The organism is Allobosea sp. 05T439, assembly GCF_056396005.1.
Genome location: NZ_JBFTKP010000012.1, coordinates 135755 through 161419, shown reverse-complemented (window position 1 = coordinate 161419; position 25665 = coordinate 135755). Strand labels below are relative to the sequence as shown.

The following is a 25665-nucleotide window of genomic DNA, read 5'->3' as shown; positions in this document are numbered from 1 at the left end:
TCAGGCCTTTCCAGGATTGCTTGGCCTGTCGGCGACGAGCACGCCGGCATKGCCCCAGTCCTCGCGCTCGATCTCCTGGATCACGATATGGGTGTTGTCCGGGTTCTTGCCGAGCACGCGGACAAGGGTCTGCGTKAACTCCTTGACGATCTCGGCCTTCTGTTCACGGGTCGCACCCTTGGTGATCTGGAGATTGACGTATGGCATCAGGCTGCCTTCTCGGCTGTGTGCTCGCGGTTGGCGAGCCAACCTTCGACTTCGCCCATGATCAGGTCGCGCAACGCCTCGTCGGCAACGAACTCGACCGCCTCGCCGGCAAAGGCCTGCAGAACCAGCGCCTCGGCCTGAGGCCGCGGCAGGCCGCGCGCCATCAGATAGAACAGCTGCTCGCCATCGATCTGCGCCACGGTGGCGCCATGGCCGCAGACCACGTCGTCGGCGAAGATCTCGAGCTCGGGCTTGTTGAACATGGTCGCGCCGTCGTTCAGGAGCAGCGCATTGCTCTTCATGCTGCCATCGGTCTTCTGCGCATGCTGACGCACGATGACMTTGCCCTGGAAGACGCCGGTGCCTTCGCCGCCAATGATCGACTTGAACAGCTCGCGGCTGGTGCCGTGAGGGACTTCATGGTCGACCACGAGCGTGACGTCGGAATGCTCCTGGCCACCGAGCAGGTTGACGCCGCGTAGCCCGACCTCAGTGTGCTCTCCGGCATAACGCACGAAATGCTGCTGACGCACCGTGCCCGCATTGCAGATCAACGCGAAGGAGTCGAACCTGGCATGGGCGCCAACAGTCGCGAGCAGACTCAGCACCTGCACTGTCTCGGCCGGCTGGCGCGTCACGAGCCGGATGTGCTGGATCTCGCTTTCGTCGCCGGCTTCGAAGACGATCGCCGTGTTGATTTGCGCAGCTTTCGCCCCGGCGCTCTCGCTGATCTCGACGATCGAGCCCTTGACGCCCTTGCCGGCAAGCACGACCGAGCGGCTGAAGATCGCCTGCTCGTCTTCGCCGGAGGCGAGCGAGATGATCGCGATCGGCGCCGCGAGTTCGGTGCCTTCCGCGATCTCGACCAGGACACCGTCACGCATCAACGCCGTGTTGAGCATCAGGCCGGTATCGCCTTCCGCGACGGCGGGACCGGAGAGGATCCGCGTCAGATCCTCGCGCGGCGAAACCAGCGCGTCGGCCAGGGCATGAACCGTGACGCCCTCGGGCAAGGCAGCGAGGCCCGAAAGCTCGGCATTGAAGGCGCCGTCGATCAGGACGAGCCTGAGACCGTCCAGCTTCAGCGTGGAAAGACGGTCGCGCACGGCCTGGGTTGCAGCATTGCCGCCGGCGAGAGGCTTCGCCTCGCGCAGCATCATGCGCAGATCCGTATAGCGCCAGGCTTCGAGGCGGCGATGCGGCAGGCCCTTGGCCTCGAAGCCGGCGAAGGCATCTTCGCGCAGCTTGCGAACCGGCCCGGCTCCCGGCAGCTCAGCCTTCACATTGGCGAACTGCTGGGCGAGGACCTGCTCGGCCGCGGTCTTCAGCGGGGTGACGATGGCCATCAGGCGGCCTCCCCATAGGCTGCGTAACCGCTCTTCTCGAGCTCCAGGGCCAGTTCCTTGCCGCCGGTGCGGACGATGCGGCCCCTGGCCATGACATGCACGGTGTCGGGCACGATGTGCTCGAGCAGGCGCTGGTAGTGGGTGATCACCAGGAAGCCGCGGCTCTTGTCGCGCAAGGCATTGACGCCTTCGGCAACGATGCGCAGCGCGTCGATGTCTAGGCCGGAATCGGTCTCGTCAAGGATGCACATGGAGGGCGCGAGCAGCGCCATCTGCAGGATCTCCATGCGCTTCTTCTCACCGCCGGAGAAGCCGACATTGAGCGGGCGGCGCAGCATTTCGCGATTGATGCCAAGGCCATCAGCTGCAGCGTTGACGCGCTTGATGAAGTCTGGCGTCAGCAGTTCGTCCTCGCCGCKAGCCCTGCGCTGCGCGTTCATCGCCGCCTTCAGGAAGGTCATGGTGGCGACGCCGGGGATCTCCAGCGGATACTGGAAGGCCAGGAAGATGCCGGCGGCGGCGCGGGCATCGGCCTCCATCTCCAGCACGTTCTCGCCATTCAGCAGGATCTCGCCGTCGAGGACCTCATAGTCCTCCTTGCCGGCGATGACATAGGACAGGGTCGACTTGCCGGAGCCGTTCGGCCCCATGATGGCAGCGACTTCGCCGTCATTCACGGTGAGGTTCAGGCCGTTCAGGATCTGGGTGTCCTCGTCGGCGATCTTGACGGTCAGGTTGCGGATTTCGAGCATTGGTCAGAGTTCCGGTTTCTGCCGCGTCGCGCTCGGTCTTGTGCCAAGCATCCGCGGCTGGTGTCTGTTCAAGAAGGGCGTGGCTGGTCTGGACATGCCAGACCATGATGTCGCGCTAGCCGACGGAGCCTTCGAGCGAGATAGTGATGAGCTTCTGCGCCTCGACGGCGAACTCCATCGGGAGTTGCTGCAGCACCTCCTTGACGAAGCCGTTGACGATCAGCGCCACCGCCTCCTCCTCGGAGAGGCCGCGCTGCTGGCAATAGAAGAGCTGGTCCTCACCGATCTTCGAGGTCGTAGCCTCATGCTCGAAGATCGCGGTGGCGGTCTTGGCCTCGATATAGGGGATCGTGTGCGCGCCGCACTGGTCGCCGATCAGCAGCGAATCGCAGTTGGTGAAGTTGCGCGCGCCCGTCGCCTTGCGATGCGCCGAGACCATGCCGCGATAGGTCGAGTCCGACTTTCCCGCCGCGATGCCCTTGGCGATGATCTTCGAGGTCGTGTTGCGGCCGAGATGGATCATCTTGGTGCCGCTATCGACCTGCTGCATGCCGTTCGACACGGCGATCGAGTAGAACTCGCCGCGCGAGCCGTCGCCGCGCAGGATGCAGGACGGGTATTTCCAGGTGATGGCGGAGCCGGTCTCGACCTGCGTCCACGAGATCTTCGAGTTCTTGCCACGGCAATCGCCGCGCTTGGTGACGAAGTTGTAGATGCCGCCCTTGCCCTCGGCATCGCCGGGGAACCAGTTCTGCACGGTCGAGTACTTGATCTCGGCATCATCGAGCGCGATCAGCTCGACCACCGCCGCGTGGAGCTGGTTCTCGTCGCGCTTCGGCGCCGTGCAGCCTTCKAGATAGCTCACATAGGAGCCCTCTTCGGCGATGATCAGCGTGCGCTCGAACTGGCCGGTGTTCTGCTCGTTGATGCGGAAATAGGTCGACAGCTCCATCGGGCAGCGCACGCCCTTGGGGATGTAGACGAAGGAGCCATCGGTGAAGACCGCGCTGTTCAGCGTGGCGAAGTAGTTGTCGGTCACCGGAACGACGGTGGCGAGGTACTTCTTGACGAGCTCGGGATGCTCCTGGATCGCCTCGGAGATCGAGCAGAAGATCACGCCGGCCTCGGCCAACTCCTTCTTGAAGGTGGTGACAACCGAAACGGAGTCGAAGACGGCATCGACCGCAACGCGGTTCTCCGGCGCGACGCCAGCGAGAATCTCCTGCTCACGGAGCGGAATACCGAGCTTCTTATAGGTCTCAAGGATCGCCGGATCGACCTCGTCGAGCGATTTCGGCTGCGCGCCCATCTTCGGCGCGGCGTAGTAATAGATGTTCTGATAATCGATCGGCGGGTAGTTGACGCGCGACCAGGTTGGCTCCGTCATCGTCTTCCAGCGCCGGAAGGCATCCAGCCGCCATTCCAGCATCCATGCCGGCTCGTTCTTGCGCGCCGAGATGTAGCGGACCGTGTCTTCGGTCAGCCCCTTGGCGGGCTTATCGACTTCGATCTCGGTGACGAAGCCGTATTTGTACTCGGTCACGTCAATCGACTTGACCTGATCAATGGTCTCCTGGACCGCTGCCATATTCAGTCTCCAGTCGCGGGTTCAAGGCCCGCCGGTTCTTTCAAGATAGTCGCCGGAACAGTCAGGCCGCCGCCTGCCTCTCCCGACCGGTTTTCGCGGCAAGCGCCTTCGCGTATGCCGCAAGGAAATGAGCGATATCGGCCTCGGAAGTGGTCCATCCCAGGCTCGCCCGCAAGGCCCCTGCACTCATGACAGGGTCGACGCCCATGGCATCCAGGACATGCGAGCGCTTGACCTTGCCCGAGGAGCAGGCCGAGCCGGACGAGAGCGCTATGCCAGCGAGATCCAGCATGATCAACGCCGTTTCCGCCTTGATCCCCGGCGTCGCGAAGGCGCTGGTATTCGGCAGACGCGGGGTAGCGCCACCGAATAGAACCGTCTCCGGTGCGAGGGACAGGATACCGGCTTCCAGCATGTTGCGGAGATCCGAAAGCCTGGCCGCCTCGGTCGCGATGGCCTCGCCGGCGATCTCGGCAGCGACGCCGAAGCCGACGATGCCGGGAACGTTTTCTGTGCCGGCACGCCAGCCACGTTCCTGCCCACCACCGCGAACCGGCTTGTCGGCGAGTTCGTAGGCACCACTGCGGAGGACGATGGCGCCAACTCCCTTCGGACCGCCGATCTTGTGCGCAGACAGAGCCAGAACATCTGCGCCCAATGCGTTGATATCGATAGAAATTTTGCCGGCGACCTGAACCGCGTCGCAGTGCAGCAGCGCGCCGTAACGCCTGGCAATGACCGCTGCTTCGGCAATCGGCTGAATGACGCCGGTTTCGTTATTTGCAAGATGCAGCGAAACGAGCGCCCGCGCGCCGGGTTGCTCGCTGGCCAATCTCTGCAGCCGCGCCTCGAGCCAGGCCAGATCGGCAAGCCCCGTGGCATCGACCGGGATGGTTTCCGCTGCACCACCTGCGAAGCGATGACCGTCGCGGACGCAGGCATGCTCGGTCGCGCCATAGAGCAGAAGCGAGCCCGGCACGCGGATGCAATCGCGTCCGCCACTGCATTCCATCAACCCCGGCGAAAGCACCGTGGCATTGGCCTCCGTGCCGCCGCTGGTGAAAACGACGTTGGCCGGGCTGGCAGCGCAAAGGCGTGCGACCTGTTCCCGTGCCTTCTCGACAGCAGCCCGCGCCAGCCTGCCCTCACCGTGGACGGAGGATGGATTGCCGGGCATGCGCAACGCGGCCAGCATCGCCTCCGCCACGTCCGGGCGAACCGGCGTGGTGGCGTTGTGGTCGAGATAGCTGCGGGCTGACCCGGTCACGTTTGCGAAGCTCCGATCCAGCGGCGGCCTGGCCGGCACGAAATGCTTGAAATTGCACCCCTGCGCCGTGCTATAGCCGCCCATCCAACCGGCCGTGTTCCGGGACCGCAGGTTCGCCAAAACGGCAAACCGCTCGTTTGTTCCGGTCTTGTTCACGGCTGTTAGAACTATTCTAAGCGCTTGATGTAGGGCGCGAGCGGCAGGTCCGTCAAGGGCAGCGGGACATTTTGGACGGCAGTTTGCCGCCGATTTGCCGGTTGCGCGCGGCTCTGCCCCAACAAAAGGCGAGTGTGATATGCCCGAGGTGATTTTCAACGGACCGGCCGGACGGATCGAAGGTCGCTACCAGCCCGCAAAGAAGAAGGGCGCCCCGCTCGCCATCATCCTGCACCCGCACCCTCAGTTCGGCGGCACGATGAACAACCAGATCGTCTACAATCTGTTCTACACGTTCGTGAACCGGGGCTTTTCGGCGCTGCGCTTCAATTTCCGCGGCGTCGGCCGCAGCCAGGGCCATTTCGACCATGGCGCCGGTGAACTGTCGGACGCCGCCGCTGCGCTGGACTGGATGCAGGCGCTGAACCCCGAGGCCAAGAGCTGCTGGATCACCGGCGTCTCCTTCGGCGCCTGGATCGGCATGCAGCTGCTGATGCGCCGCCCGGAGATCGAGGGCTTCATGTCGATCGCCGCGATGGCGAACCGCTATGATTTCTCCTTCCTGGCACCCTGCCCTTCCTCCGGATTGTTCGTGCACGGTTCGGAAGACCGCGTGGCGCCGGTCAAGGAGGTCATGGCCGTGATCGAGAAGGTGAAGACCCAGAAGGGCATCCAGATCGAACACGCCGTGGTCGAGGGCGCCAACCACTTCTTCGATGGTCGCGTCGACCAGCTGATGGAGGCGGTCAGCCTCTATCTCGACCGCAAGGTCGGCCCCGAGATCAGCAAGGCCGAACAGGAACAGGTCTGAATTCAGCCCTCATCCCAGGGAGTCGCGAAGCGGCATCCCGAAGGGCGCTCCAGCGCATGCTGGAGACATCCTTCGGGACGCAATCCGCGGTTGCTCCTCGGAGATGAGGTCGCATTATGCAAACGAGCTTTCGCCATGACGACTTTCAAATCCGATCTTCTGCGCGTTCTCTCCGAGCGCGGCTATGTTCATCAGATCTCCGATCCGGAAGGGCTTGATGCGGCTGCGCTGAAGGGGCCGATCAGCGCCTATATCGGCTTCGACGCGACCGCGACGTCTCTTCATGCGGGCTCGCTGATTCAGATCATGATGCTGCACTGGATGCAGGAGACCGGCCACAAGCCAATCGCGCTGATGGGCGGCGGCACCTCGATGGTGGGTGACCCGTCCTTCAAGGACGAGGCGCGCAAGCTGCTGACGGTCGAAGACATCGAGCGCAACCTGACGGGTATCCGCAAGGTTTTTGCCCGCTATCTCGACTTCGACGGTGCGGCGAGCATGCTGAACAATGCCGACTGGCTGCTCGGGCTCAACTATCTCGAGTTCCTGCGCGATGTCGGCCGTCACTTCTCGGTCAACCGCATGCTGTCCTTCGACAGCGTGAAGATGCGGCTCGACCGCGAGCAGTCGCTGTCCTTCCTCGAATTCAACTACATGATCCTGCAGGCCTACGACTTCGTGGAGCTGAACAAGCGCACGGGCTGTGTGCTGCAGATGGGCGGCTCCGACCAGTGGGGCAATATCATCAATGGCATCGACCTCGGCCACCGCATGGCGAATGTGCAGCTCTATGCGCTGACGTCGCCGCTGCTGACGACGGCCTCGGGCGGCAAGATGGGCAAGACCGCCAATGGCGCCGTCTGGCTCAATGCCGATCTGATGAGCCCCTATGAGTTCTGGCAGTTCTGGCGCAATACCGAGGACGCCGATGTCGAGCGCTTCCTGAAGCTCTACACCAAGCTCCCGATGGACGAGATCGCCCGTCTGGCAGCCCTCGGCGGTTCCGAGATCAACGACGCCAAGAAGGTACTCGCGACGGAGGCCACCGCATTGCTGCATGGCCGCGAGGCTGCGGAAGCGGCCTTCGAGACGGCGCGCCGGACCTTTGAGGAGGGCACGCTCGCAGAGGACCTGCCGAGTGTCGGAGTCTCGCGGACCGCTCTCGACGCAGGTCTCGGCGTCCTGACCGCCTTCGTCACCGCCGGCCTGGTGCCCTCGACCGGCGAAGCCCGCCGGCAGGTCAAGTCCGGTGGTCTTCGCGTCAATGACGAGGTCGTCACCGATGAGCGCGCGGCGCTCGGGGCAGGCCATCTCTCGCCGGAGGGCGTGATCAAGCTCTCCTTCGGCCGCAAGAAGCACGTCCTGCTGCGGCCGGAATAGACGCCCCAAGTCGCGACACCAAGTCGCGGCGCCGAGCCAGGCTCAGCGCTGGGCCTGGCTCGGCGCAGGGACCGGTAGCCTGGCGGGGCGCTCCAGAGGGGCGCCCCCGAGCGGATCGACGAAACGACGCAGGATGCCGGGCGCAATCGCGGAGAGCGGATTGATCGACATGGTCGGCGCGCTGGCAGATCCCGATATCCGGAAATTCAGGGCGAACAAGCCGCCATACTGACCTCCGCCGAGGATCATTCCGACGACCGGCACCTGCGCGAAGGCGTTGTTGAAGGCATAGCTCGGCACGAAGGTGCCGCCTATATCGACCTTGTCGCGGCCGTAATCGACATTCCCCTGAAGCGTGAACCCGATCTGCTGACCCCAGATCACCATGTCCGAGACATCCAGGCGGCTGGCAGAACGGGTGAATTCTGCCCTCAGCTTGGTGAAGGCGACCTCGCTGGCGTCGATGCGTCCTCCCGCTCCGCCAACGCGATCGCCGGACAGGGCCGTCACTGCCTGCTCTCCGAGGACCCGCCGCAACGCCGGTTCGTCGCGCACGACGAAGTTGCGGAAGAGCAGCTCTCCGCTTTGGCGCGTGTCGCCCGGGCCCAGCGTCAGCACCAGATCGCCGCCGTGAGCCCGACGGTAGAAGTCAAAGAAGCGCAGCACCGAGCCGCCATTCTCCGACTGCAGGACAAGTGTGCCGGCGCCCTCACCTTGACGGGCCTGCCTTGCGGAAACGCTTGCCCGGCCGATACGACCGTCGAAACTCAGGGAGCGCAGGTCACCATTTCGCTTTGAGAACTTCAGCACTCCGTTGCCGATCGCCTCGTTGTTGAATCCGGTCAGGATCGGCACGTCGAGATCGACGTCGACATCGTTGCCGCGCGCGGCGTTCTTGTCGCCTCGCGCCGTCGGAGCCGCGCCGACCTGCAGGTCACGAATGAAGGGCCGTACATCGGCAACCTGCCCGCGGATCACCAGCTTCGTTACCGTTCCGTCACGCTTGGCCTCGACCTTGAGATTGTCGCCTGGGGATATCCGAAACTGCGAGAGGCTGGCCCCCTCGAACCCACTCTGCTTGTTGAGCTCGATCTTGCCACGGATCAGGACCGGCGACGCATCGAGCGTGAAATCATCGAGATCGGGACCATCGGCATCGACCAAGTAATTGAAGGTCGCCCGCCCCGCGCGCCCGGCGGGCTTGGCGAATCCGGGGATTACTCCGTCGATCGCCGCCTTGGTCAGATCGAGTTCGACACGCGGCGCGATTTCCGCGCCCTTGCCAAGCTGTTTCGATACCTTGACCTGCACGGGGCCGTTGACGCCGAGCTCCGGCCCGAAGCCGCGCTTCTGGCGGGCAGCGTTGTCGAGCGTGAAGGCGAGCGTCGCCTCGCCCTGTCCCTTCGTGTTCTGGCGGATCTCCATCTGCGCGCGTTCGCCGCCGACGCGGCCTTCGCCCCGGATCGAAAGGCCAGTTCGATCGAACCCGACCGTGAAATTGGCCGCTTCGAGCTTCTCGGTGGCGAGCAATGTATCCGAGGCAATGTTGGAGAGCGTGCCGGAGGTCTGGACCACGACATCGGAAGGCTGGATATCGTCGGCCATCGGCAAGGTGATGACGGTCTTCAGGTCACTGCTGCCCCGGATCGAGGCCGGATCGCCTGCTCCGGGATTGAACTCCTTGAGCGCGGGAAAGGTGAAGAGTGCCGCAACCGCGTCAGCCGGCCCGACGGAGCGGAAGCCGATCTTGGCCTGGGGACGCGGCGCCCAGGTATCGAGAATGCCAAAGCTGCCTTCGCTCAACGCGAGCTTTCGGCCATCACGCAGATCGGCTGTCGCCTTCGGGATGGTAAGCTGGACCGTCCGGCCGGTCGCGGTGCCGCTGACCGTGCCGTCGATCAGCGGCGGCAAACCGGGCCCCGGCAGATAGCGTACATTCGTCGCGTCCACCGTTACGAGCAGCGCCTTGTCGGGCATGCCTGCACCTTGCAGCATTCGGGCGTGATCTTCTGCCGGCAGGTCGACCTTGACATCCACCGCAGTGAGACGGCCTGCGGCCACCTCCCGGCTCAGCGAAGCGTGCAGATGGGGCGCAGTCCACTCCGGCCAGATTGCAAGGGCGGCCCGCGCGTCAGAATCCGTCGCCCGGATCCAGAACTGCTGATAGGGCGATTCGCCCCGCTTCTGCACAAGCCCGGTCATGTCGACCGCGATCAGCGGGCCGCGCAGTGAGAAACTCTCGATACGGACCTCCCCGGCCGAGCTGTCGAGGACGATGCCGCTCTGAATGCTGTCGATGGCGACCGCCGGATCCGAACCGACCCCGGCTATCTGTCCCTTGGCATCCAGCCCCACGCGCCAGACACCATTCTCTCCCCGCAAGCTGCCGGAACCACGCAGAACCGTCGGACCAGCCTTGAACTCCGCCGAGGTCACACGGAGATCAGCCAGCCCCGTTCCGCTCTCCAACTCGACATGGGCAGTATCGACCGAGATCGGTGCGACCGGGCTGTCGCGAAACGTGATCGTGCCAGGAAGGATGTCGAAGCGCGCCGACATCTTGCTTTCGCCGCCCGGGCGCTGAGCCAAGGAGATCTTGCCCTTCATCGGCAGCCCGTTGATCGCGACACTGGACGTGCCCACGGCGAGAGCAACAGCCTCGGCGGGCTCGAAGCGAACGACATCGATCTCCGCCCGCCGCGTTCCATCCGGATCGGCCGACAGGTCGATAGCGAGTTCCTTCCAGCGCGAGCCGGTCCGGCCCTTCATCGTGAGGCGGCTGACTCCGTTGCCGACACGCGACAATCTGATGTCGACATCCTCGAGACTGGTCCTCTGTCGACCATCGGGATCGACCAGCGCCAGCCTCGCTCCGCGCATGCCTGCCGTTTCGAGCGCGCCGAGAAGACCGTCTCCGGCCGCAACCGTCGCGACGGCTTCCATGATGTTGGTAAAGACGTTCCAATGGCTGGCATCTGGAATGGCGGGCGGCTGCACCACCGGTTCCGGAGGGGCCGCATCCGCATTCACGATCAATGCGCCGTCATGATTGACGCCGAGGCGCATGTTGACGCCACGCAGGTCGACCGACACCAGCCGGATTTCGCCGCGCAGCAGCGCCAGCGGCACATAACCGAGCACGGCCTCCGGAGCACGGAAGGCCGCACCGCTACGGTGACGGAACGAAACCTGCCTGACCCGGAGCTGGGCACGCCCGTCGATCCGGCTGAGCTCTGCGCTGCCAGCCTCGACCTGCCAGTCAGGACCGAGCCGTTCTGCAATCGCGGCCGAGATGCGGCCCTCCAGGCCCGAGAGCGGAATCATCCCGGTGACCAGCAGAGCGCCAGCCGCGCCCGCCAGCGTCACCACAGCGACAGCCACCGCCACCACGATCGTGACAAGCCCAGCCTTCGCGCGCCGCGCGACCGCAGCAACCTCGTCGCAGGTCGTGCTTTCGGGTGCCACAACCCGCGGCGGCTCCTGACCGACCTTGTCGTTACCTTCGTTCACCAAGGACTTTCGCGTTCTGAAAGGGGCCGAAATGCGACTTCGGTCCGGCTTCACCAGATTCTATGAGTCTTCGCCGGCTCTGAATGGCCGTATGCGGGTTACACGGATGTTGCGGCCAGACTAACCGATTCGGCTTCTGCTCCATCCAGGCTGGCTGGCGCATGAACGGGCGGCACACCCTGCCCATCGATTCCGTGCGCTCCTTGCAGCGCGATCGCGACGAAAGGAAGGCAATTCATGGGCTTGCAGGTGGGCGATCTCGCACCCGAATTCACATTGCCAAGGGATGGCGCAGGCACGATCTCGCTCGCCGACCTTAGGGGACGCAAGATCGTACTCTATGCCTATCCAAAGGACGATACCGAGAGCTGCACAAAGGAAGCCATTGCCTTCAATGGCTTGCATGCGGAGTTTGCCGCAGCTGGGGCCRAAATCGTCGGGATCTCTCCCGATCCGATCAAGCGTCACGATCGCTTCAAGCAGAAATATGCCCTCACCTTCCCGCTTGTCGCAGATGAAGCCCGCGCGGTGCTCGAGAACTACGGCATCTGGGTCGAGAAGAGCATGTATGGCCGCAAGTATATGGGGGTGGAGCGAACCACCTTTCTGATCGATCAGGACGGCCGCATCGTGCGGATCTGGCCCAAGGTGAAGGTCGCCGGCCATGCCGAAGAGGTGCTGGCGGCCGTTCGGGAGATGTGACACTCGCCGCAGAATGCTGAGCCGGCGCTGGCGATTTGCAAAGGATTAACCCTAACAAGGTCTACTCGCATCATCGGCAGCGTTACATCCGGTTTTGCGTATGACTCATCCCGCCTCGCCTGGCCCGGCCCTTCCCGTCACGGGACTGGCCTCACACAAGAGCTACACGATCCGCCGTTCGACAGCCTTCGCGGGGCTCTCGCTTCTGGCCCTTACGACCGCCTGGGGCGGTGTGACCGGCTGGTACATCCTCAGCAAGGACGATATCGCGGCGCGGCTGATCGCCCGCGAAACCACCCGGCAATATGCCTATGAAGACAGGATCGCGGCGTTGCGCGCCGATATCGACCGGCTCGCCAGCCGCGCCCTGCTCGATCAGGATGGCGTCGAGGCTCGTGTCGACGAACTGGCCACGCGTCAGGCCGAGCTGGAGAGCAAGCAGGCCCTGGTCGCTGCCGTCACCGAAACTCTGCAGGCCGGCGGCATTGCATCGCCTGCAAAGGTTCCACTGCGTTCACGCCTGATCAAGGCGGAGGAACCGATCCGCGCCTCCAGCGTCTCAAGCTTCGCGCCGATCACCTCAAGCAAGCCGATGCCCGCTCCCGACGCTCCCGGGCTCCGCAGCTCGGAAGAGCACAAGAGCGTCCCCTGGCAATCGGGCGAGGCGGAGGAAGCTCCGCAAGCACCCGCGCAACGCGTCGCAGAATCGCTCACCAGGCTTGACCAGTCGCTGTCGGAGACCGCAACGGCGCAACTCGCCGCGCTACGCCATATGGAACAGTCGCTCGCCGAATCTCAGAAAACACTGCGCGGGGCGCTGGCGGAGACCGGGCTCGACACCGACAAGCTTGCCGCCACGACGACGATCGCCAAGGGTGTCGGCGGCCCCTTCGTCCCCTTCAAGGTCGATGCGTCCGCCGGTCCCTTCGAGGCCACATTGAGCGCCCTGCAACCGCGCATATCGGCGGTCTACCGGCTGCGCGGTCTTGTCGAGCAATTGCCCCTTCGCAAGCCGATGCAGGGCGAAGTCGACATGACCTCGAACTATGGCTATCGCGTCGACCCGTTCACCCGCAGCCCGGCGATGCATACCGGCATCGACTTCCGCGCCGAAACCGGCACGCCGATCCGCGCCACCGCGCCCGGCAAGGTTGTCTCAGCTGAATATACCGGCGGCTACGGAAACATGGTCGAGATCGAGCATGCGGGCGGCATCACCACGCGCTATGCTCACATGTCTGCCATCAGCGTTTCGGCCGGACAAATGGTGACGAGCGGGACCGTGGTCGGCAAGGTCGGCACGACCGGGCGCTCGACCGGCCCACATCTGCATTACGAAACCCGGATCGAGGGCGAGCCCATCGACCCGACGCGCTTTGTCCGCGCCGGGAGCAAGCTCGCCAACCAGCTCTAAAGCATCGGCCCGAAAAGTGGATTGCAGTTTTCGGGTGAGCCGATGCAATCAAGGAAGGCTAGCCCATCGGACTGGATATAAAATCCGGTCTGATATGCTAGAAAGTCATCGTCGCCGCGTTGATGACGCCGGCCGCAAGCGAGGCGGCACCCAGGAACAGTGCGGCGGCCAGCTCACCGGCAGCGATCCGCGCTGACAGGTTGGGCAGCACGAGCCTGACCAGGAAATAGACCAGCAATTGCACCACGAGGGCGACAATGCCCCAGACCACGAGGTCGATGATCGTCGTTGCATGGACCACGGCGCTCGACAGCGGCAGAGCAAAACCCGTGAGACTCAGCCCCAGCGAGAGTGCCGCAGCGACGTTGTTGCGGCGGATCAGGCCGAATTCATTATGCGAGGTCGCCAGGGTGTAGATCAGCAGATAAACGGCGACGAGCCCGAGCGACGCTGAAAAGAAAAGTGCAAAATCCGGCAGTCGCGCCAAAGCTTGGCCGAGCATCGTCATCCCCTAAGTGATTCTGTGCGCGATCCTGCGCTTCAGTTCGCCTCGAACGCAACCATGCAACCCATGGCGGTGCTGGCCGGCACGACGATGCGACCACCGATCTGTCGCCACTCGACCTCAGCCGCGTCCAGAACCCCACGCACCCCATCGAGATCCTTCACCGCGACCGCGAATCCGGCGAAATGCGGATCCTTTCTCCCCTCCTCGACGCCGAAGAGCTGGTAGGCGGCATGCGGCGTCAGAATATCGACGCGGCCGCGCGGAAGGGCAGCGCTGATGCCGAGCGAATTGGATTTCAGACTGCGCTCGCCAGTGTAGGCCGAAAGGAAAACGTGGTGGTCGGTCGGGTTCTCCGCGACCATGACGGCAGAGGCCAATGCCTGTACGCCGTTCTGATGCTGCTGAAAGGCCGGATTCCAGAAATTCTGCGGCTCGTGCTGCTGGCAGACGAAGAAACCGCAAGCGGGCGCCGATGCGTTGCGGGCAAAGGCCAGCGAAAAGGCGACACGGACCTCGTTGCCATCAGGACTGCGCGCCTGACGCTCAAAGAGAAACGGCTCGTAGTCGCCGATGCCGGCTGCTTCGAAAATCTGCGCATCCGCCTTCGCATCGCGACTTTCGAGAACCAGCATCGACAGGCCTTCTGCTCGGGCGAGCTGATCGCGGACGAAGGCTCCGAAGGAAAAGCGCCGATGGGCATGGGGTGGAATGGCCCCGGAGTCGCCGATCGTGATCAGCTCCAGGAAGGCCCCCGGAAACTGGACGATGCGGTTCTCCGTGCCCCAGGGATGTCGATTGCGGGCTCCAACCCTGAAGCCCATCTTCGCATAGAGTTGGCCGGCAGCATCGAGGTCACGCACGCCGATGACGAGATGATCGAGGCCACGTGGCCGATTGGGCTGGGACATGTCGCGAATCGCCGTTGCTCAGGCCGCGCGTTGCGGTCTCAGGCGCCGGCTGTAGCAAGCTTTGCCGAAGCGGTCACGGCTCGATGTAATGCGGCACGAAGCGCGACGTATTCTTGGTGATCGGCGTCACATCCTCCCGGATGCACAGCCCGCAAGGCTGCGAGGCGACGAGCCATGAACCCAGCACGGCATGATACCCGGCGAAGGAGGCAAGCGCCGCGGCATCCTGAAGGATGAAACCCTCCGCCCCATAGGGACCGTCATCGCTGTCTAGCACCGTTCCGCGTTCGACCAGCGTGATGTTGGCGCCCTCGCGCGAATAGAGAGGCTTGCGGACATAGCGGGGATTGAGCTCCGCGCAACGCGGATCGCCCTCGAAGAAGGCGGGCAGCAGATTCGGGTGGCCGGGCTCCATTTGCCAGAGGCAGGCAAGCAGGCCCTTGTTGGAGAGAAGGGCCTTCCAGGGCGGCTCGATGAACTGGCAGCGCGAGCCGGCCAGAGCATCCGCGTAGCTCTCTCGGAAGAGCCACTCCCAGGGATAGAGCTTGAACAGTGTCTCGATCGGCAGATTGGCTCCGTCGCAGAACCGTCCGTCGGGAAGCAGTCCGATCTCCTCGATGAAGGTGAAACGCGCGTCGAGGCCGGCCTGCACGGCACAATCCTTGAGATAGTCGACGGTGCCCTTGTCTTCATTGCTGTTCTGGACGCAAGTCAGATGCAGTCGATAGGGCGATGGCTCGCGCAGGGCAGCAAAGGCCGCGATCAGCCGTTCGTGCAGCGAGTTGAACTGATCGCTATCCGGCGGGAGGGCACCCCGTGCCATGGCCTGCTCAAGCCAGTCCCATTGAACGACGCTCGATTCGAACAGTGCGGTGGGCGTATCCGCGTTGTATTCCAGCAGCTTGGCCGGCCCGCTGCCGTAATAGGCAAGATCGAGCCGGCCGTAGAGGTTGCGATCGCCGCGCTGCCAGCTGTCGCGGATCAGTGGCCAATGCGGCGGCGGAATTGCGAGCCGGGTCAGGATCTCCTCGTCGGCGATCGCGCGTTCGACGAAAGCGAAACAAAGCTGTTCGATCTCGCCTGTCGGCGCTTCGATATCGCGCTCGATCTCCTCGAGCGTAAAGGCGTAGGCAGCGCTCTCGTCCCAATAGGTCTCGCCGTCGAGCGTGTGGAAAGCGAAGCCCAGACGCTCGACCTGAGCCTGCCAATCCCGACGAGGTGAGAGTTCAACCCGCCGCATCTCAGGACGACGAGGAGGAACTGTAGGAGCGGGAGGTCGAGCCGAAACCGCCGCGGGAGGCAGCGCTTGGCATGCTGGCGACCCCGGTCGACGAGACATTGCGCGCGACCAGCGCCTGTCCCGCGGTTGTCGAATAGGCGCGTGAACTTCCGACTCGGCCGCCTCCCCCTCCGGAGGACGATGACGACGAGGACAGGGCCTGCTGACATTCCTCGGCCACACTGCCAGTCGGGCAGGCCTGACGCGTCGGCGGCAGGAGCGGCTGGGCTGCACCACCACCGCTCTGCGCGAAGCTGCGCGCGAGCATGATTCCGGCAAGCGCCGGAACAACGGCCTGCGCGCCGTTCCAAACCGCGCTCTGACAGGAGCCGGAGCCATACTCGGCTTCGCATGCGCTGGTGCTGGTGAACTTCTTCGCGTCGCGGAGTTGATTTGCGGAGGCTTCGTTGAAGCGCTGCTCACATTGGCTGCCGGACATCTGCCCGGCGGCGCGACAATCGGCGAGCGAGTTATAAACGAGGGTATCCTCCACATCGTCTTCCGAGCGCGGCCACGCTATCGCGACCAGCACCACCCCCACTGCGGCCAATCCGATCTGCGAGGAGCGTTTCATGACCGCCTCCCCTCAAACCGTCATGCTGGCGGCCGCCAGCGTGCCGCTGATCACCGCGATCACCGCCAGCATTGCGGCGGACGGGAGGCGATCCTCCTGGATCTTCTTCGAGAGGTCAGGGATCAGGACGCGGGCGAGCCCATAGGCCGCGAACTGGATCAGCATCGCGGCAAGCGCCCAGAGCACGCAGTCCGCAATGCTGCTCGCCTGAGCGATCGCCCTTTCGAGCGGGATCGAGAAGCCGGCGAGATTGCCGCCTAGTGCTATCGCAGCGGAGAGATTGCCTGCCCGGATCAGTGCKATTTCGTCATGCGCGGTCAATCGCATATAGATGAGAGCGAAACCCGTGATCAGCGCCGATCCGACCACGAAATACAGCAAAAAAGCCGGCAAACCGGCCATCGAGACCGCCATGTCGCTCCCCCCGAGTCGCAACGCGACTATAAGCCGCCAGCGCGGCTGCACCAGCGGCTTGTCGGAGGTATCCAGGCACTTGATCAGGCGGGCAGCTCGCGCCGCCCGGTTCGGATCAGACCAGGCGGCTCTGCACCACCGCCGCCTCGACGAAGCTGGCGAAAAGCGGGTGAGGCTCGAATGGCCGCGACTTCAGCTCGGGATGATACTGCACGCCGATGAACCAGGGATGGTCGGGATATTCGACCGTCTCGGGCAGAAGCCCGTCTGGCGAAACACCGCAGAACTTCAGGCCATTTGCCTCAAGCCGCTCGCGATAGCCCATGTTGACCTCGTAGCGGTGGCGATGGCGCTCGGAAATCTCGGTCGAACCGTAAATCTCGGCGATCTTTGAGCCAGGGGCCAGCTTGGAGGCGTAGGCGCCGAGCCGCATCGTGCCGCCCAGATCGCCACCGGCCGCACGCATCTCGAGATCGTTGCCGCGCATCCATTCGGTCATCAGGCCGACGACAGGCTCCTCGGTGGGGCCGAACTCGGTCGAATTGGCCTTCTCGATCTGAGCGAGCGAACGGGCCGCCTCGATCACCGCCATCTGCATGCCGAAGCAGATGCCGAAATAGGGAACCTTGCGCTGCCTGGCGAAGGTCGCCGCCTTGATCTTGCCCTCGGCACCGCGATGTCCGAACCCGCCGGGAACCAGGATGCCGTGGACATGCTCCAGGAAGGKAGCCGGGTCTTCCTTCTCGAAGACCTCCGATTCGATCCAGTCGAGATTGACCTTGACCCGGTTGGCGATGCCGCCGTGCATCAGGGCCTCGATGAGGGACTTATAGGCGTCCTTCATGCCGGTGTATTTGCCGACGATGGCGATCGTGACTTCGCCCTCGGGATTCTTCACGCGCTCGGAAATGCGCCGCCAGTTGCTCAGATCGGGCGCTTCGCCGGCGTCCAGGCCGAACGCCGCCAGAACCTCGGTGTCGAGCCCTTCGGCATGATAGGACAGCGGCACGTCATAGATCGAAGCAACGTCCCGCGCCTCGATCACCGCGGTTTCGCGGACATTGCAGAACAAAGCGAGCTTGCGGCGTTCCTCGCGCGGGATCTCGCGGTCGGTGCGGCAGAGCAGGATATCGGCCTGAATGCCGATCGAACGCAGCTCCGCAACCGAATGCTGGGTCGGCTTCGTCTTCAGCTCTCCGGCCGTCGGGATATAGGGCAGCAGCGTCAGATGCGTGAAGATGCACTGGCCGCGCGGCAGCTGCTGGCTGATCTGGCGAATGGATTCGAGGAAGGGCAGGCTCTCGATGTCGCCGACCGTGCCGCCGATCTCGACCAGCGTGAAGTCATAGTCTTCATTGCCGGTGAGGACGAATTCCTTGATGGCATTGGTGACGTGCGGAACGACCTGGATCGTCGCACCGAGATAGTCACCCCGGCGCTCCTTGGTCAGGATGTCCATATAGATGCGGCCGGTGGTGATGTTGTCGCCCTTGTTGCAGGGCCTGCCGGTGAAGCGCTCGTAATGCCCGAGATCGAGATCGGTCTCGGCCCCGTCATCCGTGACGAAGACCTCGCCATGCTGATACGGGCTCATCGTGCCCGGATCGACATTGAGATAGGGATCAAGCTTGCGCAGACGGACCGTATAGCCACGTGCCTGCAGGAGAGCTGCGAGAGCCGCCGCCGCGAGGCCTTTGCCAAGCGAGGATACCACGCCGCCGGTGATGAAAACGTACCGCGTCATGGGAGATCACCTTTAACGCCAGGGTTTCGATTCGCTAAGCGCGCCGTTGCAGACCCGCCCTGCTGTTTATGCTTGTCCACAACGGAGAAGGGCCGGACTTCCGCCAGCTCTTCCCCAAAAGAGAAGGGCCGGTTTCCCGGCCCCTGCCCTGTCCTCGTCACTGCTGCGGCGCTGCCGGCGGTGTCGGCGGTTGTGAGCCGCCCTGATTCTGCATCTGGCGCAACTGGTCGAGCACGCCGCCTGCGGCGTTGGGAGCGCTTGGACCGTTCGGTGCCGCGGGAGCAGTCGTTCCCGGCGCGCCGTCGATGATCGAGCGCTGCGTCCGCCCATGGGTCGCCATGATCGCCAGAGCGATCGAGGTCAGGAAGAAGAGCCCGGCAAGGATAGCCGTCGCGCGGGTCAGGGCATTGGCCTGGCCGCGGCCGGTCATGAAGCCGCCGACACCACCGCCACCGCCCGAACCCATGCCCAGGCCGCCGCCCTCGGAACGCTGCAGCAGGACCACGCCGACGAGCGCGATCACGATGATCAGATGGATGACGATGAGAACGTTCTGCATGATCCCACGAAATAGGTATGACGCGGGCCGCCACAAGGTGCCCCGCGCCGCATGTCCGCCAATTGCGGGCTCGGCGGCGCACATAGCATGCAGTTGCCGGGTGCACCACCCGGCAATTGCGTCATTCGTGCAATGCCGCCGTCAACGCGACGGCATGGATCAGCGGCAGGCGCGTGCGATGCCGAGGAAGTCCTCGGCCTTGAGACTGGCGCCGCCGACGAGCGCACCGTCGACATGGGGGACATTCATCAGTTCGGCCGCGTTGGACGGTTTGACCGATCCGCCATAGAGCAAGCGCACACCAGCGGCCGCCGCCTGGCCCAGGAGCTTGCCGAGTTCGCTCCGGATCGCCTCGTGCATCTCGGCGACGTCGGCGGCGGTCGGGGTCAGCCCGGTGCCGATAGCCCAGACCGGTTCGTAGGCGATGACGAGGGTCGAGGGCGTCGACGCATCGGGGACCGAGCCGCGAAGCTGTTTCCTGACCACGGCAAGCGCCTTGCCGGCTGCGCGCTCGGCCTGCGTCTCGCCGACGCAGACGATCGGGACCAGCAGGGCGCGCTGCGCCGCTTCGGCCTTGGCCTTGACGACCGGATTGGTCTCGCCGTGGAGGGTGCGGCGCTCGGAATGACCGACGATGGCATAGCCGGCGCCGGCATCGGCGAGCATGGCGGCGGAGACCTCCCCGGTGAACGCGCCGCTTTCCTGCTCACTGCAATCCTGTCCGCCCGAGGCAATACGCGAGCCGGTCAGGGCTGCCGTCATGGCAAAGAGCAACGTCGCCGGTGGGCAGATGGCGAGATCGACAGCGTGTTTCAGCTCCCGGTCATAGCCCCTGGCTACCTCGGCTGCGATGGCAAGCTCGGCCTTGAGCCCGTTCATCTTCCAATTGCCTGCCACCAACGGCTTGATGCTGCGCGTCACCATTTTTCTCCTCTTCTCTCGCTCCGGGCTCTACCAACGCCCGCAACGCGCCGCAATCAGCCGGCAAGACCACGGTGAAGATTGCGGGCAGCGTGATCGGTTCCTATAAGCAGCGCCACAAAACGCGAAGGCTCGCGTCGCAGCGATGCGGCCGGAGAGGGAAAGAACGACCCCATGATGATGAATCGCATCCGCAAGGCGGGTCAGGGCCTCATTGGCAAGCTCATCATCACAGTGATGTTCGGATTTCTGATCCTGTCCTTCGCGATCTGGGGCATCGGCGACATCTTCCGGGGGTATGGACGCAACTCTGTCGCTCAGGTCGGGAAGACCGAGATCGGCCTCGAGCAGATGCGCGTGGCCTATCAGAACGAAGTCCAGAACCTGACGCGCCAGCAGCGCCGCTCGATTACTCCCGAAATGGCGCGCGCGCTGGGGCTCGACCGCCAGGTGCTCTCGCGCCTCGTGACGGAGGCTGTGCTCGATCAGACCGCGAGCCGGATGCGGCTTGCGGTCTCCGACGAGACCATCCGCAACCTGATCTTCCAGGACCCGGTCTTCCGCGATGCCTCCGGCAACTTCTCGCCGGCCCGCTTCAACGAATTGCTGCGCTCGAACGGGCTCAACGAACAGAATTATGTGCGCGAGCAGCGCGCCACGATCCTGCGCCAACAGATCGCCGAGATGGTGGTCGGCGGCGTGACCGCTCCGGTCGCGCTGCAGGAACTGGGACATCGCCTGCGCAACGAGCGCCGCGCAGTGACATTCGCCAAGCTGCCGCCGGCCGCCGCCGGTGAGATCGCCGCACCGACCGAAGCTCAGCTCAAGGGCTATTTCGACGAACGCAAGGCGAGTTTCCGGGCTCCCGAGTTCCGTAGCGCCAACGTGCTGACGATCTCGACCGAAGCTTTGGCCGACCCGAGCAAGGTCACCGACGAAGAGGCCAAGGCCCGTTATGAGCAGGTCAAGGCGCAGCGCTTTGGTTCCCCCGAGAAGCGCACGATCCAGCAGATCACCTTCCCGAATGCCGAGGAGGCGCAGGCCGCCAAGGCGAAGATCGATGCCGGCGAAGCGTTCGAGGCGATCGCCGCCGCGCGCAATGTCGCCGAGAAGGACCTGACGCTAGGCACCTTCACGCGCAATCAGGTCTTCGATCCGGCCGTGCGCGAGGCCGCGTTCGCGCTTGCCCAGGGAGCCGTCAGCGCTCCGGTCGCCAGCGCCTTCGGCTCGGTGCTCCTCCGCGTCCCGACGATCGAACTCGAGCATATCCGGCCCTTTGAGGAGGTTGCTGCCGAGGTGCGCAAGGACGTCGCGACCAGCAAGGCCACGAGCCAGCTCACGGACCTGCATGACCGGATCGAGGACCAACGGGCCGCGGCCAAGCCGCTTGCCGAGATCGCACGCGAGTTCAATCTGCCCCTGCTGACGGTCGGCCCGGTCGATGCCAGCCTGGGCAAGCCGGACGGCACGCAGGCACAGCCCCTGCCCGGCGGCGACGCCACGCTTCCCGCCATCTTCCGCTCGGATATCGGCGTCGATAACGAGGCCATTCGCCTGCCGCGCGACACGGGCTATGTCTGGTTCGATGTGACCAAGATCGACCCCTCGCGCGAGCGGACCTTTGACGAGGTCAAGGGCGAGGTCGAGCGTCAATGGCGGGCAGACGAGGTGGCGAGCAAGCTCTCGGCCAAGGCCCGCGAACTGGTGCAGCGTCTTGATTCCGGCGAGGCCTTCGATGCCGTGGCCGCCTCGGCCGGCCTGGTTGTCGAACAGGCGGCGGAGCTCGGCCGGCAGGACCAGAAGCCGGAGCTGCCCGCCAATGTCATCAGCCTGATCTTCGGAACGCCTGTCGGCAAGAGCAACTCGGCGCTGGGCGCAGACGACAGCGGGCGCGTCCTCTTCAAGGTCGTTTCGGCGACGGTACCGCCCTATGCCCGGACGACGCAGGAGGCGGAGAATTTTGCCCGCCTGCTCGGCTCCAGCGTCAGCGAGGATATCCTCGCGCAGTATGTCGCGAAACTGCAGAGCAACCTCGGCGTCACGGTCAACGAGACGGCCTTCCGGAACGCCACCGGCGGCGCGCAGAACTGATGTCTGCGCCCTCCGATCTGTCCTCCTTTGCGGAGGCGTATGACGCGGGAGCGCCGCAGCTTCTGCGGCGCGTCCTGGTCGGTGATTGCGAGACGCCCGTCGCCGCCTTCATGAAGCTGAGGCACGCCACGTCCGGCCCAAGTTTCCTGCTCGAATCGGTCGAGGGCGGCGCCGTACGCGGGCGTTATTCGATGATCGGCATCGAGCCGGATGTGATCTGGCGCTGCCATCGCGGTGAGGCTTCGCTTTGCCGACCGGCTTTGGGCGAGGCCTTCGTCGCCGATCCGCGCCCCGCCTTCGAGAGCCTGCGGGCTCTGCTCGGCGAGAGCGCTATCCCCGACGAGGATGGCCTGCCACCGATGGCGGCCGGCGTCTTCGGCTATCTCGGCTACGACATGGTGCGGCTGATGGAGCGACTGCCGCAGCCAAAGGACACCGGGACCGGCGTCCCCGACGCGATCCTGACCCGCCCCACCCTGATGGTGGTGTTCGATTCCGTGCGCGACGAGATCCATCTCGTGACGCCCGTCCGCCAGCAACCGGGCGTTGCCGCACGCGTCGCCCACGATCGGGCCCAGGAGCGGCTCGACCGGGTCACGGATATCCTCGAGGGTCCTCTCCCCCCGGAAGCCGACATCGATATCGCCGCGCTGCCGCAGCCCGACATCGTTTCCAACACGACCGAGGCCGAGTTTCACGCCATGGTGGCGCGGGCGCAGGACTATATCCGCGCCGGCGACATCTTCCAGGTCGTGCTGTCGCAGCGTTTCGAGGCGCCCTTCGCCCTGCCCTCCTTTGCGCTTTACCGGGCGCTGCGGCGCGTCAACCCGGCGCCGTTCCTGTGCTATCTCGACTTCGCTGATTTTCAGATCGTCTGTTCGAGCCCCGAGATCCTGGTACGGTTGCGCGACGATACCGTCACCATCCGGCCGATCGCCGGCACGCGGCGGCGCGGCGCGACGACCGAAGAGGATGCGGCGCTCGCCGAGGAACTGCTGGCCGACCCCAAGGAACGGGCCGAGCATCTGATGCTGCTCGATCTTGGCCGCAACGACGTCGGCCGCGTTGCACGGATCGGCTCGGTCAAGGTCACCGATTCCTTCTTCATCGAACGTTACAGCCAGGTCATGCACATCGTTTCCAATGTCGAGGGAGCGATCGACCCGCAGCATGATGCGCTGGCCGCACTCGCCGCGGGCTTCCCGGCCGGCACCGTCTCCGGAGCGCCGAAGGTGCGTGCCATGGAGATCATCGATGAGATGGAACATGACGCACGCGGCGCCTATGGCGGCTGCATCGGCTATTTCGGTGCCAATGGCGAAATGGACACCTGCATCGTGCTGCGCACCGCCGTGGTGAAGGACGGCCGCATGCATGTCCAGGCCGGCGCCGGCATCGTCTATGATTCGAACCCGGCCTCCGAACAGCTCGAATGCATCAACAAGGCCAAGGCCCTGTTCAAGGCAGCGGAGGAAGCAATCCGGTTCGCGGCGCGCGCTGGCCGGGGACAATAGTGGCCTCGCCGGAGCCCCGGGATGACGAAGCCGTTACGGTCGTCGAAATCCTGCGGGTCTTCAGTGATGCGAGCACACGCCCCTGCCTGGTTCGGACGACCGACGGCAGGCTGCATGTCCTGAAGCTCGCCGGCGCCGGGCCAGGGCCTCGTGGCCTGCTGATCGAGCTCCTTGCCCTGCGCTTCGCGAAGCTGCTCGGCGCACCGGTCCCCGATGCCAAACCACTGCTGCTGCCGCACAGCTTCCCATGGATGGTCGGCACCGACGAATTCGACGAGATGATCCAGCGCAGCTTTGGCTGGAATCTCGGCGTTGCTTTCATCCCGAACACCGCGCCGGTCGCAGCCGCGGACCTTGGCCCCGACGATGCGGCGAGTCTCCTGGCGATCGCGGAGGCGGATTGCTTCCTGCACAATGTCGACCGGCCGCGCTCGAATCCGAATCTCCTGCGCGGGGCCGGCGGTACGCTGCACGCGATCGATTTCGACGCCTGTCTCTATTTCGACAGGGCACTGGCCGGCCGCCTGCCCGCCAGCTTCGCACTTCCACGCACACATCTCCTGGCAGGTATGATGACGGCGAGCAAGGGCAAGGCACTCGATCCCGACCTGCCGATTTCCTGGCTGGCAGAAGCACCGTCGGCCTGGATCGACGCCGCGGGACGCGAGGTCCCAGTCATCGCCAACGCGCTTGCGACCTATATCCGGCACTGGAACGCCCTATGCACCGACGGGGCGCTAGAGGCTGGCGATCAGCGAGAGGCCAGCGTCGGCGAGAGCGGCGGCTGTGTCTCCCAGGCCTTGCCGCTACGACCTTCCTCATAGCCGCGCTGGAACAGGGCTTTCATGTACTCCGTATCGAATTCGGAGCGCTGATTGCCTTGAAAGCTCTTGGGAATGGCGGTGAAGGAGAAGCGCGCGTGCATTCGCTTCGCCATCTCCGAGATCGCTGCGATATTGGCGAGCGCTTGGTATTTCACCAGCGTCGAGATCGAGCGTGTGGCCAACCCCGCCACCGTCTGGGTGCTGGCCTTGTATTCCGGCTCCAGCTTGCCGTTGCGAATGACATAGAGCGAGAGACTGCGTTCCTGACCGAGATTGCGCCGGGCAGCCCCGTTGAGATCGAGCCCCGGTGGGGCAAAGAAGATCTGCGAGGTGACACCGCCGTCGACGTGAAGCTCGTCGAAGACCTTGCCGTTGCTCTCGACATTGAGGCGCACGGCCGGAAAGACCGCCGGTATGGCTGCCGAAGCAAGCAGAATATCGACAAAGAGCTTCTGCCGGTCGGGCCGCTGACTCGCGGCAATGCTGCCCACGTCCCAGATCACTGGCCGCTGAGCATCGAGATTGGTGGTCTGGACCAATAAACGGCGGCCCTTGCGGTGCTCGGCAGCGATTTCATCGAGCAATTGCTCGGTCGCATAGCGTTCGACCAGGTGGCGCAGTGGCGTCGTGTCGTAGAGGGACTCGCCAAACAGTCCGAGGACTCCCTTGCTGCGAAAGAGCTCGTTATCGCCGTAGCGCGTATAGATCTCCTCCAGGGCGCCGTCATAGTGCGAGCCGAGGAACGCAAAGGGCGCAGCGAGCGAGCCAGTACTGACCCCGGTGACGACCTCGAATTGAGGCCTGTCGCCGCGCGCGCTCCAGCCCTTCAGGAAACCCGCGCCATAGGCCCCCTCTCCGCTCCCACCTGAAATCGCAAGAAATGTTGCGGCCGCCTGGCATTTGCCACAGCCCGAAGCGGCGATCTGCCGGTATTGGATATCGACATATTTGCTTGTGGTGGGGACGACCGCATCCCCCCAGAAGCGGATCGTGCCGAATCCGGCGACCTCGGCTGTCGACAGGCCTTCCGCGGGCAGAGCTTGCGGTCGTTCCCCGGAATTGCATGCAGCCAGGCCGAGCAGCGCGGAGGCCAGCAGCACGTGCCTGATCGCCTTGGCCCGACGCAACATCGCCATGCCCCACACCCGAACGCCCCTGCAAGATTGCGCGGTCTCTTCACCGCCATCTTGTCGCCA

The 25665-nt window shown here is 64.4% G+C and carries 22 protein-coding genes; 7 read left to right on the top strand and 15 right to left on the bottom strand.

The features are described 5' to 3' along the window. The 5 genes from AC1DIO_RS16345 to AC1DIO_RS16325 form a co-directional block, all read right to left on the bottom strand. Positions 1–207, bottom strand: coding sequence for a tautomerase family protein (locus AC1DIO_RS16345; RefSeq protein WP_476853697.1), 207 nt, complete (start codon positions 205–207; stop codon positions 1–3). Then, a complete protein-coding gene (locus AC1DIO_RS16340; protein WP_476853696.1) occupies positions 207–1553 on the bottom strand; it encodes a SufB/SufD family protein in 1347 nt (448 codons plus the stop codon). The genes AC1DIO_RS16345 and AC1DIO_RS16340 overlap by 1 nt, the downstream gene beginning before the upstream one ends. Next, positions 1553–2305: a Fe-S cluster assembly ATPase SufC gene (gene sufC, locus AC1DIO_RS16335; protein WP_476853695.1), complete on the bottom strand. Its 753-nt coding sequence runs from the start codon at positions 2303–2305 to the stop codon at positions 1553–1555. Before sufC ends, AC1DIO_RS16340 begins: the two co-directional genes overlap by 1 nt. 115 nt (positions 2306–2420) lie before the next feature. Further along, a complete protein-coding gene (gene sufB, locus AC1DIO_RS16330) occupies positions 2421–3893 on the bottom strand; it encodes a Fe-S cluster assembly protein SufB (protein WP_441491791.1) in 1473 nt (490 codons plus the stop codon). Positions 3894–3954: 61 nt separating this feature from the next. Further along, the gene (locus AC1DIO_RS16325; protein ID WP_441491792.1) at positions 3955–5160 is read right to left on the bottom strand and encodes a cysteine desulfurase family protein; all 1206 of its coding nucleotides are present in this window, start codon (positions 5158–5160) and stop codon (positions 3955–3957) included. Between the two features lie 295 nt (positions 5161–5455). Here AC1DIO_RS16325 and AC1DIO_RS16320 point away from each other — a divergent pair, with 295 nt between their 5' ends. Both AC1DIO_RS16320 and tyrS read left to right on the top strand, forming a co-directional pair. Further along, complete coding sequence (locus AC1DIO_RS16320) at positions 5456–6127, top strand: alpha/beta hydrolase (RefSeq protein ID WP_113515436.1); 672 nt, start codon at positions 5456–5458, stop codon at positions 6125–6127. Between the two features lie 135 nt (positions 6128–6262). Next, the gene (gene tyrS, locus AC1DIO_RS16315) at positions 6263–7507 is read left to right on the top strand and encodes a tyrosine--tRNA ligase (protein WP_441491793.1); all 1245 of its coding nucleotides are present in this window, start codon (positions 6263–6265) and stop codon (positions 7505–7507) included. Between the two features lie 42 nt (positions 7508–7549). Here the strand turns inward: tyrS and AC1DIO_RS16310 are convergent, their stop codons facing one another. Next, a complete protein-coding gene (locus AC1DIO_RS16310) occupies positions 7550–11017 on the bottom strand; it encodes a hypothetical protein (protein WP_476832330.1) in 3468 nt (1155 codons plus the stop codon). 237 nt (positions 11018–11254) lie between these two features. On the opposite strand from AC1DIO_RS16310, the gene AC1DIO_RS16305 reads away from it, so the two are divergent. Together AC1DIO_RS16305 and AC1DIO_RS16300 are read left to right on the top strand one after the other, a co-directional pair. Next, positions 11255–11719 (top strand): peroxiredoxin, encoded by a 465-nt coding sequence (locus AC1DIO_RS16305; RefSeq protein WP_476853694.1) that lies wholly within the window; start codon positions 11255–11257, stop codon positions 11717–11719. Positions 11720–11819: 100 nt separating this feature from the next. After that, entirely contained in the window at positions 11820–13133 is a 1314-nt protein-coding gene (locus tag AC1DIO_RS16300; protein WP_441491796.1) for a M23 family metallopeptidase, read from the top strand. 97 nt (positions 13134–13230) lie between these two features. Here AC1DIO_RS16300 and AC1DIO_RS16295 read toward each other — a convergent pair whose 3' ends face one another. The 8 genes from AC1DIO_RS16295 to tpiA all read right to left on the bottom strand — a co-directional run bounded on the left by AC1DIO_RS16295 (position 13231) and on the right by tpiA (position 20043). After that, positions 13231–13635: a DUF350 domain-containing protein gene (locus tag AC1DIO_RS16295; RefSeq protein WP_441491797.1), complete on the bottom strand. Its 405-nt coding sequence runs from the start codon at positions 13633–13635 to the stop codon at positions 13231–13233. Between the two features lie 38 nt (positions 13636–13673). After that, entirely contained in the window at positions 13674–14549 is an 876-nt protein-coding gene (locus AC1DIO_RS16290) for a VOC family protein (protein ID WP_441491798.1), read from the bottom strand. Between the two features lie 73 nt (positions 14550–14622). Next, positions 14623–15789: a glutathionylspermidine synthase family protein gene (locus AC1DIO_RS16285; RefSeq protein WP_441491799.1), complete on the bottom strand. Its 1167-nt coding sequence runs from the start codon at positions 15787–15789 to the stop codon at positions 14623–14625. 1 nt (position 15790) lies between these two features. After that, positions 15791–16402, bottom strand: coding sequence for a DUF1190 domain-containing protein (locus tag AC1DIO_RS16280; protein WP_476775397.1), 612 nt, complete (start codon positions 16400–16402; stop codon positions 15791–15793). A gap of 12 nt (positions 16403–16414) precedes the next feature. Next, the gene (locus tag AC1DIO_RS16275; protein ID WP_476775398.1) at positions 16415–16816 is read right to left on the bottom strand and encodes a DUF350 domain-containing protein; all 402 of its coding nucleotides are present in this window, start codon (positions 16814–16816) and stop codon (positions 16415–16417) included. Between the two features lie 115 nt (positions 16817–16931). Then, entirely contained in the window at positions 16932–18560 is a 1629-nt protein-coding gene (locus tag AC1DIO_RS16270; protein WP_476853693.1) for a CTP synthase, read from the bottom strand. Between the two features lie 157 nt (positions 18561–18717). Beyond that, complete coding sequence (gene secG / locus AC1DIO_RS16265) at positions 18718–19119, bottom strand: preprotein translocase subunit SecG (RefSeq protein ID WP_441491803.1); 402 nt, start codon at positions 19117–19119, stop codon at positions 18718–18720. A 159-nt stretch (positions 19120–19278) separates the two neighbouring features. Continuing rightward, the gene (gene tpiA, locus AC1DIO_RS16260) at positions 19279–20043 is read right to left on the bottom strand and encodes a triose-phosphate isomerase (protein WP_476853692.1); all 765 of its coding nucleotides are present in this window, start codon (positions 20041–20043) and stop codon (positions 19279–19281) included. A gap of 171 nt (positions 20044–20214) precedes the next feature. Here tpiA and AC1DIO_RS16255 point away from each other — a divergent pair, with 171 nt between their 5' ends. Genes AC1DIO_RS16255 through AC1DIO_RS16245 form a run of 3 tightly spaced genes read left to right on the top strand, consistent with a single transcriptional unit; the run spans position 20215 to position 24469 of the window. Then, complete coding sequence (locus tag AC1DIO_RS16255; protein WP_441505553.1) at positions 20215–22131, top strand: peptidylprolyl isomerase; 1917 nt, start codon at positions 20215–20217, stop codon at positions 22129–22131. After that, a complete protein-coding gene (gene trpE, locus AC1DIO_RS16250) occupies positions 22131–23645 on the top strand; it encodes an anthranilate synthase component I (protein ID WP_441505552.1) in 1515 nt (504 codons plus the stop codon). Before AC1DIO_RS16255 ends, trpE begins: the two co-directional genes overlap by 1 nt. Next, positions 23645–24469: a HipA family kinase gene (locus AC1DIO_RS16245; RefSeq protein WP_476775399.1), complete on the top strand. Its 825-nt coding sequence runs from the start codon at positions 23645–23647 to the stop codon at positions 24467–24469. Before trpE ends, AC1DIO_RS16245 begins: the two co-directional genes overlap by 1 nt. Here AC1DIO_RS16245 and AC1DIO_RS16240 read toward each other — a convergent pair. Beyond that, the gene (locus AC1DIO_RS16240) at positions 24397–25605 is read right to left on the bottom strand and encodes a patatin-like phospholipase family protein (RefSeq protein WP_476775400.1); all 1209 of its coding nucleotides are present in this window, start codon (positions 25603–25605) and stop codon (positions 24397–24399) included. The genes AC1DIO_RS16245 and AC1DIO_RS16240 overlap by 73 nt on opposite strands. Between the last annotated feature and the right edge of the window lie 60 nt (positions 25606–25665).

What these genes read in the sequence shown, in the direction of transcription:
- AC1DIO_RS16290 (WP_441491798.1), bottom strand. Translation starts at nt 14,549, where the DNA reads ATGTCCCAGCCCAATCGGCCACGTGGCCTCGATCATCTCGTCATCGGC.
- AC1DIO_RS16300 (WP_441491796.1), top strand. Translation starts at nt 11,820, where the DNA reads ATGACTCATCCCGCCTCGCCTGGCCCGGCCCTTCCCGTCACGGGACTG.
- AC1DIO_RS16280 (WP_476775397.1), bottom strand. Translation starts at nt 16,402, where the DNA reads ATGAAACGCTCCTCGCAGATCGGATTGGCCGCAGTGGGGGTGGTGCTG.
- AC1DIO_RS16240 (WP_476775400.1), bottom strand. Translation starts at nt 25,605, where the DNA reads ATGGCGATGTTGCGTCGGGCCAAGGCGATCAGGCACGTGCTGCTGGCC.
- AC1DIO_RS16320 (WP_113515436.1), top strand. Translation starts at nt 5,456, where the DNA reads ATGCCCGAGGTGATTTTCAACGGACCGGCCGGACGGATCGAAGGTCGC.
- AC1DIO_RS16295 (WP_441491797.1), bottom strand. Translation starts at nt 13,635, where the DNA reads ATGCTCGGCCAAGCTTTGGCGCGACTGCCGGATTTTGCACTTTTCTTT.
- AC1DIO_RS16255 (WP_441505553.1), top strand. Translation starts at nt 20,215, where the DNA reads ATGATGATGAATCGCATCCGCAAGGCGGGTCAGGGCCTCATTGGCAAG.
- AC1DIO_RS16285 (WP_441491799.1), bottom strand. Translation starts at nt 15,789, where the DNA reads ATGCGGCGGGTTGAACTCTCACCTCGTCGGGATTGGCAGGCTCAGGTC.
- tyrS (WP_441491793.1), top strand. Translation starts at nt 6,263, where the DNA reads ATGACGACTTTCAAATCCGATCTTCTGCGCGTTCTCTCCGAGCGCGGC.
- secG (WP_441491803.1), bottom strand. Translation starts at nt 19,119, where the DNA reads ATGCAGAACGTTCTCATCGTCATCCATCTGATCATCGTGATCGCGCTC.
- tpiA (WP_476853692.1), bottom strand. Translation starts at nt 20,043, where the DNA reads ATGGTGACGCGCAGCATCAAGCCGTTGGTGGCAGGCAATTGGAAGATG.
- trpE (WP_441505552.1), top strand. Translation starts at nt 22,131, where the DNA reads ATGTCTGCGCCCTCCGATCTGTCCTCCTTTGCGGAGGCGTATGACGCG.